The following is a 13,425-nucleotide window of genomic DNA, read 5'->3' as shown; positions in this document are numbered from 1 at the left end:
GGGTTTTTCGCCCCGGCCCGCGCCTCCCTCCTTCCGCTGTTCACCCGCACACCGCCATGAATGCTCCCCATACCGTCCCTGCCCTGCCTGCCGGCAAGAACCCCGCCCTGCGTGTCGTGCCGATGCCTGCCGATGCCAACGTGCATGGCGATGTGTTTGGCGGGTGGATCATGGCGCAGGTGGATATTGCGGGGTCGATTCCCGCGGTGGAGCGCGCCCAAGGACGCGTGGCGACCGTGGCGGTCAATTCGTTCCTGTTCAAGCACCCGGTGTTTGTTGGGGACCTGGTGAGTTTCTACGCCGATATCGTCAAGACCGGGCGCACGTCAATCACGGTTGCGGTGGAGGTGTATGCGCAGCGGATGCGGCATAGCAACGAGATCGTCAAGGTGACGGAGGCTACGTTGACTTATGTGGCGACGGATGAGTCGCGCCAGCCGAGGGTGTTGCCGTCGGCTTGAGGAAGCGGCTGGCAAGCCTGAAACCACCAGCGGTTTTCTCCTCCCTCCCGCAAGCGGGAGGGAAGAAAACAAGCGAGATTGGATGGACGCAGGGCGCCTTACTCAAACTTCGTAAAATCCGGCCTCCGCTTCTCAAAGAACGCCGCAAACGCCTCTTTCGCTTCCGGCGCCACCAGCATGCGCCGGAACACCGCGCCTTCATCGGCCATCTGCTTTTCCACTTCGGCCACATCGCCCGCCTTCATCAGCCGCTTCGTCTCGCGAAGCGAAGACGCCGGCAGTGCCGCCAGCTTGCGCGCCTGTTGTCGTGCAAAGTCGTGCAGTTCGACGACCGGCAGCACGCGCGTGACCAGCCCGATCTCCAGTGCTTCCTGCGCGCTGAACGCTTCGCCCAGCAGCAGCTTCTCGGCAGCACGCTGGTAGCCGACCAGACGCGGCAGCAGCAGGCTCGACGCGGCCTCGGGGCACAGTCCGAGCTGTACGAACGGCAGCGACAGCTTGGCGGTGTCGGACGCATAGACCAGGTCGCAATGCAGCAGCATGGTGGTGCCCACGCCCACCGCAGCACCGCTTACCGCCGCGACGATGGGCTTGGTGGCATGGCTGATCTGGTACAGGAACTGGAATACCGGTGCCGATTCCGCGCCCGCGCCGGTGGTGGGCGGGCGCTGCATGAAGTCTTCCAGGTCGTTGCCTGCGGTGAAAACCTCCGGCTTGCCGCGTAGCAAGATGGCGCGCACGTTGCGGTCGGTCTCGGCCGCGCGCAGCGCGTCGGCCATGGCCTGGTACATGGCCGCGGTAATGGCGTTCTTCTTGTCGATGCGGTCGAACTCCATCGTCAGGATGCCCTGCTCGATGCTGGTAAGGATGCTCATGGTTACCTCGTCTGTGGATGCATTGCTGGAGGGTTATTCGAACGGCGGCGGCGACTCGGAAAGATAGCTCAGCGCGAACGCGCGCGCACCGACGTTGAGCGCCACCGTCAGGCTCATTGGCGCCAGCATCAGTTCCACGCCTCCGCTGCGCGCGGTGCGTTCCAGCGACTGGTAGGCCGGCATCGCGCGCACCGCGTCCAGCGGCCCGGCGTAGCAGACCGAGATCGCCGGCACCAGCAAGTCGCCGCCGCGGAGGCACTGCACGGCATGCTGCAACACGCGGCGCGCCCCCTCCTCCGAGCCGCGCGCCTTGGCGATCGCCTCGGTATGCCCGCGGTGCATGCGCACCACCGGGCGGATATTGAAGGCGCTGCCCATCACGTAGCGGCCCCAGGTAATGCTGCCTTCGCCCTTCTGGCGCGCGCGCGTGTACATGTAGAGCAGTTCGTCGGGCACCAGGAACATGTGCGCCGCATCGCGCAGGCGCGTTTCAACCGCTTCCTGCACCGCCTGCGGGCTGGCGCCGGCGGCGGCCATGCGCGCGGCTTCGCGTACGATCAATGCCTGGCCCGGGCCAATCGCGCCGGTATCGATCACGGTCAGGTCGAACAGGCCTGAACGCCCTGCTTCCTTGCGCAGGCGCACGCTGCGCGCAACAGTGCCGATCACCGCTCCGGTCGCATGCGCATACAGCTTGCTGCGCGCGCTGGCGATGGTGAACAGGATGGCGCGGTCGCAGTGGGCCACCACGTTGCGCAGCAGGTGTTCTTCCAGTTCGCGCTCGAGCAGCGGGATCGATTCGGCGTAGTGGTCCTGGCGGCCGACCAGGTATTGCTCGTAGAGCGTTGGCAGCGCCGCCTCATCGCGCGTGTCGGCGACGAAATGCTCGCCGGCGCGGATGCGGAATGGAATGGTCTGGACCTTCAGCTCGGCCATGACGTCGCACGGCAGATCGCACGCGGCATCGGCCAGGATAGCTGTCTCCTGCATATTGTTGTCTCCCCTACCTGGTGACCCGCGTCGCGGGCGGCAGCCCCGGTCCTGCTTTCCTCACCTGACAGAAGGGCGGAACGGCCCCCCGGCCGTCCCGCTGGCGCGTTTAAACGCGCTCGAAGATCCCTGCCGCGCCCATGCCCGTGCCGACGCACATTGTCACCATGCCGTACTTCAGGTTATGGCGGCGCAGCGCATGCACCACCGTAGCCGAACGGATCGCACCGGTCGCACCCAGCGGGTGGCCCAGCGCAATCGCGCCGCCCATGCGGTTCACCTTGGCCGGATCCAGCTCCAGGTCGCGCATCACCGCCAGCGACTGCGCGGCAAAGGCCTCGTTCAGCTCGATCCAGTCGATCTGGTCCTGGGTCAGGCCCGCGGCCTTCAGCGCGGCCGGAATCGCTTCCTTGGGGCCAATACCCATGATCTCCGGCGGCACGCCGCGCACCGCGAACGAGACAAAGCGCGCCAGCGGCACCAGGTTGAACTGCTTGAGGATCTTTTCCGAAACCAGGATCAGCGCGCCGGCGCCGTCCGAGGTCTGCGAGCTGTTGCCGGCGGTGACGCTGCCCTTGTTGGCAAACACCGGGCGCAGCTTGCCAAGGCCATCCAGCGACGTATCCGGGCGCGGGCCTTCGTCCAGCGCGATGGTGCGCGTCTTCACGCTGACCTGGCCGCTGGCGAGGTCGGGGAAGCGCTCGACGATCTCGATCGGCGTGATCTCGTCCTTGAACTCGCCCGCCTGCTGCGCGGCGATGGCCTTCTGGTGCGAGGCCAGCGAGAAGGCGTCCTGGTCTTCGCGGCTGACCTTCCATTGCTGCGCCACTTTCTCGGCGGTCAGGCCCATGCCGTAGGCGATGCCCACGTTCTCGTCGCGAGTGAAGATCTCTGGCGACATCGACGGCGTGTTGCCCATCATCGGCACCATGCTCATCGATTCCACGCCGGCGGCGATCATCACATCGGACTCGCCCACGCGGATGCGGTCGGCCGCCATCGCCACCGCGCTCACGCCCGAGGCGCAGAAACGGTTGACGGTGATGCCGCCCACGGTGTTGGGCAGGCCGGACAGCAGCGCACCGATACGGGCCACGTTCAGGCCCTGCTGCGCTTCAGGAATCGCGCAGCCGACGATGGCGTCTTCGATCAGCTTCGGGTCCAGGTCGGGCACCTGCGCCACGGCGGCTTTCAGGATGGTGGCCAGCAGGTCGTCCGGGCGCGTGTTCCTGAACGCGCCCTTGGGGGCCTTGCCGATCGGCGAGCGCGTGGCCGCAACGATGTATGCGTCTTGCAGTTGTTTCATGATGTCGGTTCCTCGCTTGCCTGATTAGTTGCGCACCGGCTTGCCGGTCTGCAGCATGCCCATGATGCGCTCCTGCGTCTTGGCGGTGCCGAGCAGGTCGATGAAGGCCTTGCGCTCCAGCGCCAGCAGCCATTCCTCGCTCACCAGCGAGCCTGCCTCGACGTCGCCGCCGCAGACCACTTCGGCGATGCGGGTAGCGATCAGGAAGTCGTGGGCGGAGATAAAGCCGCCGTCGCGCATATTGACCAGCGACGCCTTGATCGTGGCGACGCCGGAGCGGCCGGCCACCGGGATCAACGTCGGCAGCGGCGCGCGGTAGCCGGCGTTGGCCAGCGCACGCACTTCGTTTTGCGCCACATAGAGCAGTTCGTGCACATTGAAGGTGATCTTGTCGGACGGCTGCAGATAGCCCATCTGGCGCGCTTCCAGCGCCGAGGCCGAGACCTTGGCCATCGCCGCGCTCTGGAAGCGGCTGGTCAGGAACTGCAGGTAGTTGGTGCTGCCCGCTGCCTGTGCGGCACGAGCGGCTGCCAGCGCGGATTCCTTCAGGCCGCCGCCAGCCGGGACCAGGCCTACGCCAACTTCGACGAGGCCCACGTACGTTTCCAGCGCCGCCACGCGTGCAGCCGAGTGCAGCATCAACTCGCAGCCGCCACCCAGCGCGATACCGGACGCCGCCGACACCACCGGCACCGAGGCGTACTTAACACGCATCATGCCGTCCTGGAACTTCTTGACGAACGGTTCGATGCCCTTGGCACCACCCATCATGAAGGCGGGCATCGCCGCTTCCAGGTTGGCACCCGCGGAGAACGGGCCGCCCGGCGCGCCGAGCTGCAGCGAGGTCGGCTGCCACACCACCACGCCCTTGTAGGCCGCCTCGGCGAGGTCGATGGCGCGCGTCAGGCCGTCGATCACGTCCGGCCCGATGGTGTTCATCTTGCTTTTGAACGAGACCACCAGCACGTCGTCCTGGCCTTCGCTGACCCAGATGCGCACGGCGTCGTTCTCTTCGATGGTGCGGCCGGCCTTGCGCGGATCCATCTCGGCCGTGCCCTTGAGCGAGGCACGGAACGCCTGGCGCTGATACACCGGCAGCGTGCTGCGCGCGACGAACGACTGCGTGGCCGGCGACCACGAGCCGGCGGCGGCATGCACGCCCTCGTTCTCGGCCACGGGACCTTCGAATACCCATGCGGGCAGCGGCGCGGCGGACAGTGCCTTGCCGGCTTCCACATCTTCCTTCACCCACTCGGCCACCTGCTTCCAGCCGGCCGCTTGCCAGTCCTCGAACGGACCCGAGTTCCAGCCGAAGCCCCAGCGGATCGCCAGGTCGATATCGGCGGCGGAACCGGCGATCTGCTCCAGGTACACGGCAATGTAGTGGAACACGTCGCGGAACACCGACCACAGGAACTGTGCCTGCGGGTTGGTCGATTCACGCAGCAGCCTGATGCGCTCGGCCGGTTCCTTCTTCAGCATGCGCACGACGATCTCGTCGGCCTTCTTGCCGGACTCGACGTACTGGCCAGTCTTGGCGTCGAGCACCTTGATCGCCTTGCCTTCCTTCTTGTAGAAGCCGGCGCCGGTCTTCTGGCCCAGCGCGCCCGCATCGACCAGGCCCTTGAGCACGGCCGGGGTCTTGTACACCGGCGCGAACGGGTCGTCGTGCAGGTTGTCCTGCATGGTCTTGATCACGTGCGCCATGGTATCCAGGCCGACCACGTCCGCGGTGCGGAAAGTGGCGGACTTGGCGCGCCCCAGCTTGGAGCCGGTCAGGTCGTCGACCACGTCGAACGGGATGCCGAACTTGTCAGCCTCGGCAAACACGGCCAGGATCGAGAAGATGCCGACGCGGTTGGCGATGAAGTTGGGCGTGTCCTTGGCACGCACCACACCCTTGCCGAGCGTGGTGGTCAGGAAGGCTTCCAGCTGGTCGAGGATCTCCGGCTGCGTGGTCGCGGTCGGAATCAGTTCGACCAGGTGCATGTAGCGCGGCGGGTTGAAGAAGTGCACGCCGCAGAAGCGCGACTTCAGGTCCGCATCAAACCCATCGGACAACGACGTGATCGACAGGCCCGAGGTGTTGGTCGCGAAAATCGCGTGCGTGGCCAGGTGCGGCGCCACCTTCTTGTACAGGTCGTGCTTCCAGTCCATGCGCTCGGCGATCGCCTCGATCACCAGGTCGCACTCCTTCAGCAGGGCGATGTCGTCTTCGTAGTTGGCCGCCTGGATCAGGCCGGCCTCGTCCTTGATGCCCAGCGGCGCGGGCGAAAGCTTCTTCAGGTTCTCGATGGCGCGCAGCGCGATGCCGTTTTTCGGGCCTTCCTTGGCGGGCAGGTCGAACAGCACCACGGGCACGCGCGCGTTGATCAGGTGGGCGGCGATCTGCGCCCCCATGACGCCGGCACCCAGCACGGCGACTTTCTTGACGATGAAATTGGACATGCGCGCTCCTAGATTAGTGAGCGTTGAGATGAGAGTGTGGGCTTTTCCATTGCTGGGTGGTTGCTCCCCTCTCCCTTTGGGAGAGGGGAGCAACCCTCAGAAGGGGTCGGCCATGCAGGTCAGATCAGAACAGGTCTGCGTCCAGCGCCATCAACGTGGCCGAGCCGGCGCGCGCCTTGCGGATCTCGGCGGCCGTTTCCGGCAGCAGCTTGGCAAAATAGAAGCGCGCCGTGGCCAGCTTGGCGGTGTAGAACTTGTCGCCGCTGCCTTCCTTCTCCAGCGCGATCTTGGCCATGCGGGCCCAGAAGTACGAGAACACCAGGTGGCCCACCACGCGCAGGTACGGCACCGCGGCGGCGCCCACTTCGTCGGCATTGCCCATCGCCTTCATGCCGATTTCCATGGTGAGCTTCTGCACCTTGTCGCCCAGGTCGGCCAGCGGGTTGACGAACTCCTGCATGGCTTCGTTGGTGCCCTCTTCTTCCACGAACTCCTGCACGATCTTGCCGAAGGCCTTCATCCTGGCGCCCATGTCGCCCAGGATCTTGCGGCCCAGCAGGTCCAACGCCTGGATGGTGTTGGTGCCTTCGTAGATCATGTTGATGCGGGCGTCGCGCACGTACTGCTCCATGCCCCATTCGGAGATGTAGCCGTGGCCACCGAACACCTGCATGCCCTCATTGGTCGAGGTGAAGGCATTGTCGGTCAGGAAGGCCTTGATCACCGGCGTCAGCAGCGCGACCAGGTCGCCGGCCTGCTTGCGCACGGCTTCGTCCGGGTGCGACAGCTCGCGGTCGATCTGCAGCGCGGTCCAGTAGCTGAAGGCGCGACCGCCCTCGGCATAGGCCTTCTGCGTCAGCAGCATGCGGCGCACGTCGGGGTGCACGATGATCGGGTCGGCGGCCTTCTCCGGCGCCTTCGGGCCGGTCAGCGCGCGCATCTGCAGGCGGTCCTTGGCGTAGGTGACCGAGTTCTGGTACGCCACCTCGGTCAGGCCCAGGCCCTGCGCGCCCACGCCCAGGCGGGCGGCGTTCATCATCACGAACATGGCGTTCAGGCCCTTGTTGGGCTCGCCCACCAGCCAGCCGCGTGCGCCGTCCAGGTTCATCACGCAGGTGGCGTTGCCGTGGATGCCCATCTTGTGCTCGATCGAGCCGCACTTGATGCCGTTGCGCTCGCCCGGGTTGCCGCTGGCATCGGGAATGAACTTGGGCACGACGAACAGCGAGATGCCCTTGGTGCCGCCCGGCGCGTCCGGCAGGCGGGCCAGCACCAGGTGGATGATGTTCTCGGCCAGGTCGTGCTCGCCCGCGGAGATGAAGATCTTGGTGCCGGTCAGGAGGTAGGAGCCATCGGCCTGCGGCTCGGCCTTGGTGCGCAGGATGCCCAGGTCGGTGCCGCAGTGCGGCTCGGTCAGGCACATGGTGCCGGTCCAGACGCCGGACACCAGCTTGGGCAGGTAGGCCTGCTGCAGTTCGGGCGTGCCGTGCGCATGCAGCGCCTCATACGCGCCGTGCGACAGGCCCGGGTACATGGTCCACGCCTGGTTGGCCGAGTTGAACATCTCGTACACCACGTTGTTGACCACGATCGGCAGGCCCTGGCCGCCGAAGGCCGGGTCGCACGCCAGCGCAGGCCAGCCGGCCTCGACGTACTGCTGATAGGCTTCCTTGAAGCCGGTGGGGGCCTTGACCACGCCGTCGCCGGCGTAGGTGCAGCCCTCAAGGTCGCCCACCTGGTTGAGCGGGAACACGACGTCCGAGCAGAACTTGCCGGCTTCCTCGATGACCTGGTTGATGGTGTCCGCGTCGATGTCCGCGTGCGGCGGCATCGCCTTGAGTTCGGCTTCGGCGCCGAGCAGTTCATGGAGCACGAACTGCATGTCGCGCAACGGTGCGGTGTACTGGCCCATCTGAGACTCCTTGGAGTTGTGCGATGCCGCCACCCGCCCGCCCCGCTTGCGCGCGACGGCCCGACCGGCGACCTCAGGTACGGTAAGACTGAATCAGTTTGTTGAGCGCGACCATGGCAAGCTCGGCACTGTCAGGCAGGCGCAGGAAACGGGCGTCATGATGCAAGCCTAGTTCAAGGCTGTACATCTCGAACAGCATCAGGCGCGGATCGCAGTCCGCGCGCAGGTGCCCCTCTTCCTTGGCCTGGTTGATGGCGCGTGTGATCGCTGCCCGCCAGATGGTGACGCTCTTGACCAGTTCGTCACGCACCAGGCTGCCGGCGCGGTCGTCGTACTCCACGGCGCCGCTGATGTAGATGCATCCCGTCGTCACTTCCTGGATGCGCTTCTCCATCCAGCGCCGCACCATCGACCACAGCCGGGGCAGTCCGCGCGGTTCCTGCAAGGAAGGGTAGAAGACCTCCTGCTCGAACCGGCGGTGATACTCCCGCACCACCTCCACCTGCAGGTCTTCGCGCGAACCGAAGTGCGCGAAGACACCGCTCTTGCTCATCTGCATGCGTTCCGCGAGCAGGCCGATGGTCAGACCCTCGAGCCCGTCGCGGGACGACAGTTCCAGTGCGGCATCCAAAATCGCCACGCGCGTCATCTCACCCTTGCGCATGGGCGCGGGGGAAGCGGCGGCGGATTCGAGACGGGCTGACTGGTGTCGCATGTTTTTTCTCCGTTCTGCGGTGCCCTGCTGCGGCATCGCGTATGACCCTGACGTTGCATTTCTTGCTTGCGGCCGACCGGCGGATTTGCCGGTGCATACCGCGAATGCACGCAGTCTAAGCCAAAAAAGAACGGTCGTTCAGATTATTCTGGCGCAGCAGTCGACCATCAAGCTTTTAATTAGACCGGTGTTTCTAAACGGACTGCAATGCAGCATGTCCGTCACCGCTTGCGCAGCACCCGGTTTCAGCCGCATCGCAGCGGAACCGTTGTCGCATGGCAGCAAACGCACACTGCGGCGTCGTTCAGTAGCGGCCGGTCACGCCCGCAATGATGACACCCAGGCGCAACAACATATAGGCCGACCAGTTGGCGAACCGGTGCAGCGGCGAGCGGCGCGCATGCACCTCGGGCATCACGCGCACACTGCGGTGCGCAATGGCGCGCTCCAGCGCCGCGCGCAGCTCCGCGGCAAAGGCCGCATCATAAACGGCGACATTGGCTTCGCGCGCCAGCAGCAGGCTGAACGGGTCCATATTGCTCGATCCCACCGTGGCCCAGGCTTCGTCGACCACGCCGACCTTGGCATGCAGGAAGCTGTCGGCATATTCGTAGATCTCGACGCCGGCCTCGAGCAGCGAGGCGTACAGCGCGTGCGTGGCGTAGTGCTGCAGCCGGTATTCGACCATCCCCTGCAACAGCAGTCGCACGCGCACGCCGCGCCGGCGGCAGGCCAGCAGCGCGCGGCGCATCTTGTGGCCGGGCAGGAAGTAGGCGTTGGCGAGGATCACGTCGTGGCGCGCGGCGCCCAGCGCGCGCAGGTATTCACGCTCGATGGTGCGGCGGTTGCGCAGGTTGTCGCGCAGCAGCAGCGCCGCGCGCACGCCGCCTTGCGGCTCCGGTCGCGGCGGCAGGTCGGTGACAAGAGGGTATTCGGCCACCGCGGCGGCGCGGTCGCTGCCGTGCACGTCGCGCAGCGACAGCCGCCACCAGAGCCGCTCGGCGGTCAGCGCGATGTGGTCCACCAGCGGCCCGCTCACTTGCACGGCGAAGTCGTAGCGCGGCCCGAGATTGGCTCCCTCGAACGGGCCGTGGTTGTGGTCGTCGATGATATTGATGCCGCCGACAAAGGCCTCGCGCCGGTCGATCACCGCGAGCTTGCGGTGCAGGCGACGCAGGTGGCGCCGCGCCAGCCGGAAGCCGCGCAGCACGCGGTAGACGCGCAACTGCACGCCGCTGGCGCTCAGCCGCTCGGCCATCTCGGCGGGCATGTCGCCGGCGCCGAAGCCGTCCACCGTCACGCGCACCGACACGCCGCGCGCGGCGGCGCGGATCAGCGCGTCGCTGACCGCGCGGCCAACCTCGTCATCAGCATAGATGTAGGTTTCCAGGATCACCTGGAACACGGCCTGGTCGATCGCGGCGATCAGCGCCGGGAAGAAGTCCTGGCCGCCGCGCAGCAGCCGCACCGTGTTGCCGGAGGTGGGCCTGCCGCGGCGCCAGGTCCAGCGCAGCATGCGGTGGCGCTGCGCGGGATCGCCATGGGCTGCCGGGTCGCGCATGGCGGCATCGGCGGCGGCGGCGAGGTCGTGCGCGGTCTGGCCGGCCGCACGGTCCGCCGGAGCCCCTGGACGCGCGGCGGGGGCGGAGGGGGATATCCGTGACATGCCGAGATTATCGGACAGATTTCCCGACGGAAGGCGCCGCATGCACATTGCCCTCGCATCTCTGCTATCGTCGATGCCGATGCATTGCCGGCGGGCAATCTCGCCAGGCATCCGACCAAAGACGCCCCAACGGAACCGATCGTGAAGGTATTCGGCATTACCGGCTCGTCCGGCAGCGGCAAGACTACGCTGCTCGACCAGCTCATTCCCTGCTTCGTCGCCGCCGGCCTGCGCGTGGCCGGCGTCAAGCACACCCATCACGGCTTCGATCCCGACACGCCCGGCAAGGATTCCTGGCGCATGCGCGAGGCCGGCTGCGCCAATGTCGTGCTGGTCGGCGCGCGCCATCTGACGCTGATGCGCCACTACCCGGAAGCGGTGCCCTCGCCCGAACTGGACGACGCGCTGGCGGTGCTCCCGCCGGATACCGACCTGGTGCTGGTGGAGGGCTACAAGCGCAGTGATTTCCCGAAGCTGGAGGTCTACCGCCCGGCGCTGGGACGCACGCCGCTGTGGGACGAGGTACCGGGCGTGGTGGCCGTGGCCAGCGACGAGCCGGCGGCGGTCTCGGCAATGACCTCGCTGCCGGTGCTGGATCTGAACGACACGCAGGCGGTGTTCGCCTTTATCCGCGACTACCCGGCCGTCGGACGCTGACGCCGCGGCTTCAGGCCGCCTTGTCGGCCGGTGCCGGCGTTACGTCCCCTTCGCCCTGCGGATGGCCCAGCTCCGCCACCAGCGGCACGTGGTCCGAGCGCTGGGCCCAGTCGCGGCCCGTCAGGGCGTGTGCACGCTCGATCTCGTAGCCGCGCACATAGATGCGGTCGAGCTGCCACCACGGCATATGGCTGGGAAAAGTGTGCAGCCGCCCGCCGCGCGCGTGCGAGGCCTCCACTGCGCCAAGCGTATTGCAGATCTGCGCGTCGAGGCGGTGGTTCCAGTCGTTGAAATCGCCGGCGATGACCAGCGGCACGCCGTTCGGCACCACGGTGCGCACGCGCTCGACCAGCGCCTCGGCCTGGCGCGCGCGGCTGCGGGCGAACAGGCCGAAGTGCACGCAGATCAGGTGGGTTTCGATGCCATGGACATCGGCCACCGCATGCAGCAGCCCGCGCTGTTCGAAACGGTGATCGGAAATATCGAGGTTTTCGGACATCAGGATCGGATGGCGCGACAGGATCGCGTTGCCGTGATGGCCGTGCTCATAGACCGCATTGCGCCCGTAGACGGAATGCGGGTAGGCATCGGTGGCCAGGTAGTTGAGCTGGGTGTGCTCGGGATCGAACAGCGCCGCCGCCACCAGCCGGTCGTTGCGGTCCTGCACTTCCTGCAGGAACACGATGTCCGCATCCATCGCATGCAGGCCCGCGCGCACGTTCTGGATGCGCGGTCGCCGCGAGATGCCGGTCACCCCCTTGTGGATGTTGTAGGTGACCACGCGCAGCTTCATGGTTGCGCTCCGCACGCCGCCTGCCGCCCGCCGGACCCTTCAGCCCCTTCAGCGCGCCAGGCGAGCTGGCGGATCGCTTCCGCATTGCTGCTGGAAAAGCACTGCTGCGCGGCCTGCTCCCATGGCAGCCACTGGTATTGCAGGTGTTCGAGCGGCGCCAGCGTCACCGGCAGCACCTCATGCACGCGCAGGCCGAACCAGTGTTCGGTATTGCGCGTGATGCCATCGGCGTAGCGGTGGCGCCACTGCGGGTAGATTTCGTACTGGATCGAATGGCCCCAGTCGGTGAGCTGGTGCTCGCTGGCGATGATGCCGGTTTCCTCGGCCACTTCGCGCGCCGCGGTCAGTGCCAGCGGTTCATCCAGGGTATCGAGGCTGCCGGTCACGGATTGCCAGAAGCCGGGGCGGTCGGCGCGTTCCAGCAGCAGGACTTGAAGATCTGGCGTGTAAATCACCACCAGCACGGATTCCGGGATCTTGTAGGGCATGGGACTGGGCGATAGGACAAACCCAAGGATAGCGCAGCCGCGCCCGCTTGCCACGCGAAAGCGCCGCGCTGCCCTGCTCCATCTTCCCTTATGCGGCGTCGCGCGCGCTGTGTGGTGCGCTGTGTGGTGGGATGTAGAAAGGATCGGTACTGCGTTGCCAGGTATCGAACACCTGCGGCGAATCGCCATGGCCCCATGCGGCGCGCAACTGGTCCATCAGCGGCGCGAGCGCGCGGCGGTAGCGTTGCGATGCGGCATGGGCCTGCTCGGCCAGTGCATCGGCGCGGTGCCGGGCTTCGGCCTGCAGCCGGCCCCGCTCCTGTGCGATCTCCTTCTCGCGCTGGCCCAGCGTGTTGTACTTCTGGATCAGGAAGCGCTGGTAATCGCCGCCATCCACACCCTGCGCGGCCTGCGCGTTGACCTGCTCGAAACGCAGCACGATGCTGCCGGTTTCGTGCTCGATATGCGCGGCTTCGGCGTCCAGGGCGTGCAAAGATTCCTGCAGCCTCTGGGCGTCGCGGCGCAGCCCCTGCACTTGGGCGGCCTCGTCCTCGAACACGCGCTGCGCGCCCAGGTAGGCCTGCACCACTGGCTGCGGCGCTACCACCAGCAGCGGGTCGGCGCCGCCGGCACGCTGGCCGGGCAGCAGCGCGTCATCGGCCAGCCGCAGGTTGCCCAGTTCGTCGAGCCAGCGGCCGCGCGTCATCACCGCGCCGACGGTATCCAGCGCCAGCCGGCGCAGCGCATCGGCGCGCTGCTGTTCCACCGGCTCGGCCGCCGCCGCGGGCGCAGCCGACTGCACCGCGTGGGCGATATCGGGCACGCACGCCGCCACGGTGGTGGCCACCGATTCGGACATCGCCTGCGCCGAGCGGCGCACGGCGCGGCGCAGTTCGAAGCGCGCCAGCAGCATCATCAGCAATCCCGCCACCAGCCAGGTGATGATGGTTTGGTCATGGGCCAGCAGGAACTGGCGGATCAGGTCGACATCCAGGTTCACGAATTTCTCCCGAGTGCCGGGAGCCTTCATCGCGCGGCCCCTCGGCAAATTACGTGTCAAAGAAAGCAGACCCGGTGGCGGCGCCCTTCGTTCCGACCGGTAACAAATCGAAAC

12 protein-coding genes are annotated in these 13,425 nt (G+C 66.8%); 2 read left to right on the top strand and 10 right to left on the bottom strand.

Going from position 1 to position 13,425, the window contains the following annotated elements:
- Positions 1-56: 56 nt before the first annotated feature.
- Positions 57-461: an acyl-CoA thioesterase gene (locus AC10V3_RS02230; RefSeq protein WP_022533547.1), complete on the top strand. Its 405-nt coding sequence runs from the start codon at positions 57-59 to the stop codon at positions 459-461.
- 98 nt (positions 462-559) lie between these two features.
- Here the strand turns inward: AC10V3_RS02230 and AC10V3_RS02225 are convergent, their stop codons facing one another.
- The 7 genes from AC10V3_RS02225 to clsB all read right to left on the bottom strand — a co-directional run bounded on the left by AC10V3_RS02225 (position 560) and on the right by clsB (position 10,421).
- A complete protein-coding gene (locus AC10V3_RS02225; protein ID WP_490923036.1) occupies positions 560-1,336 on the bottom strand; it encodes an enoyl-CoA hydratase in 777 nt (258 codons plus the stop codon).
- A 33-nt stretch (positions 1,337-1,369) separates the two neighbouring features.
- Positions 1,370-2,326 (bottom strand): DegV family protein, encoded by a 957-nt coding sequence (locus AC10V3_RS02220; RefSeq protein ID WP_490923035.1) that lies wholly within the window; start codon positions 2,324-2,326, stop codon positions 1,370-1,372.
- A gap of 109 nt (positions 2,327-2,435) precedes the next feature.
- Positions 2,436-3,635 (bottom strand): acetyl-CoA C-acyltransferase, encoded by a 1,200-nt coding sequence (locus tag AC10V3_RS02215; protein WP_041680940.1) that lies wholly within the window; start codon positions 3,633-3,635, stop codon positions 2,436-2,438.
- 21 nt (positions 3,636-3,656) lie between these two features.
- Positions 3,657-6,080 carry a 3-hydroxyacyl-CoA dehydrogenase/enoyl-CoA hydratase family protein gene (locus AC10V3_RS02210; RefSeq protein ID WP_490923034.1) on the bottom strand — a complete coding sequence of 808 codons (2,424 nt, stop codon included), beginning with the start codon at positions 6,078-6,080 and terminating at the stop codon, positions 3,657-3,659.
- Positions 6,081-6,204: 124 nt separating this feature from the next.
- Positions 6,205-7,992, bottom strand: a complete 1,788-nt coding sequence (locus tag AC10V3_RS02205) for an acyl-CoA dehydrogenase C-terminal domain-containing protein (protein WP_022533542.1) — start codon at positions 7,990-7,992, stop codon at positions 6,205-6,207.
- Positions 7,993-8,065: 73 nt separating this feature from the next.
- Positions 8,066-8,656 carry a TetR/AcrR family transcriptional regulator gene (locus tag AC10V3_RS02200; protein ID WP_041680939.1) on the bottom strand — a complete coding sequence of 197 codons (591 nt, stop codon included), beginning with the start codon at positions 8,654-8,656 and terminating at the stop codon, positions 8,066-8,068.
- A 355-nt stretch (positions 8,657-9,011) separates the two neighbouring features.
- The gene (gene clsB / locus AC10V3_RS02195; protein WP_490923032.1) at positions 9,012-10,421 is read right to left on the bottom strand and encodes a cardiolipin synthase ClsB; all 1,410 of its coding nucleotides are present in this window, start codon (positions 10,419-10,421) and stop codon (positions 9,012-9,014) included.
- Between the two features lie 93 nt (positions 10,422-10,514).
- Between clsB and mobB the strand changes: the two genes are divergently transcribed.
- A complete protein-coding gene (gene mobB, locus AC10V3_RS02190; protein WP_022533539.1) occupies positions 10,515-11,030 on the top strand; it encodes a molybdopterin-guanine dinucleotide biosynthesis protein B in 516 nt (171 codons plus the stop codon).
- A 10-nt stretch (positions 11,031-11,040) separates the two neighbouring features.
- Here mobB and AC10V3_RS02185 read toward each other — a convergent pair whose 3' ends face one another.
- From AC10V3_RS02185 to AC10V3_RS02175, 3 genes are all read right to left on the bottom strand, one after another.
- Positions 11,041-11,823, bottom strand: a complete 783-nt coding sequence (locus AC10V3_RS02185; RefSeq protein ID WP_022533538.1) for an endonuclease/exonuclease/phosphatase family protein — start codon at positions 11,821-11,823, stop codon at positions 11,041-11,043.
- Entirely contained in the window at positions 11,820-12,311 is a 492-nt protein-coding gene (nudB, locus tag AC10V3_RS02180; RefSeq protein ID WP_022533537.1) for a dihydroneopterin triphosphate diphosphatase, read from the bottom strand. Before nudB ends, AC10V3_RS02185 begins: the two co-directional genes overlap by 4 nt.
- Positions 12,312-12,399: 88 nt before the next feature.
- Positions 12,400-13,311, bottom strand: a complete 912-nt coding sequence (locus AC10V3_RS02175; protein ID WP_041680938.1) for a hypothetical protein — start codon at positions 13,309-13,311, stop codon at positions 12,400-12,402.
- Positions 13,312-13,425 lie beyond the last annotated feature (114 nt).

This window comes from Cupriavidus sp. PB-02 (genome assembly GCF_058252315.1).
This window is presented reverse-complemented; position numbering and strand designations above follow the sequence as displayed.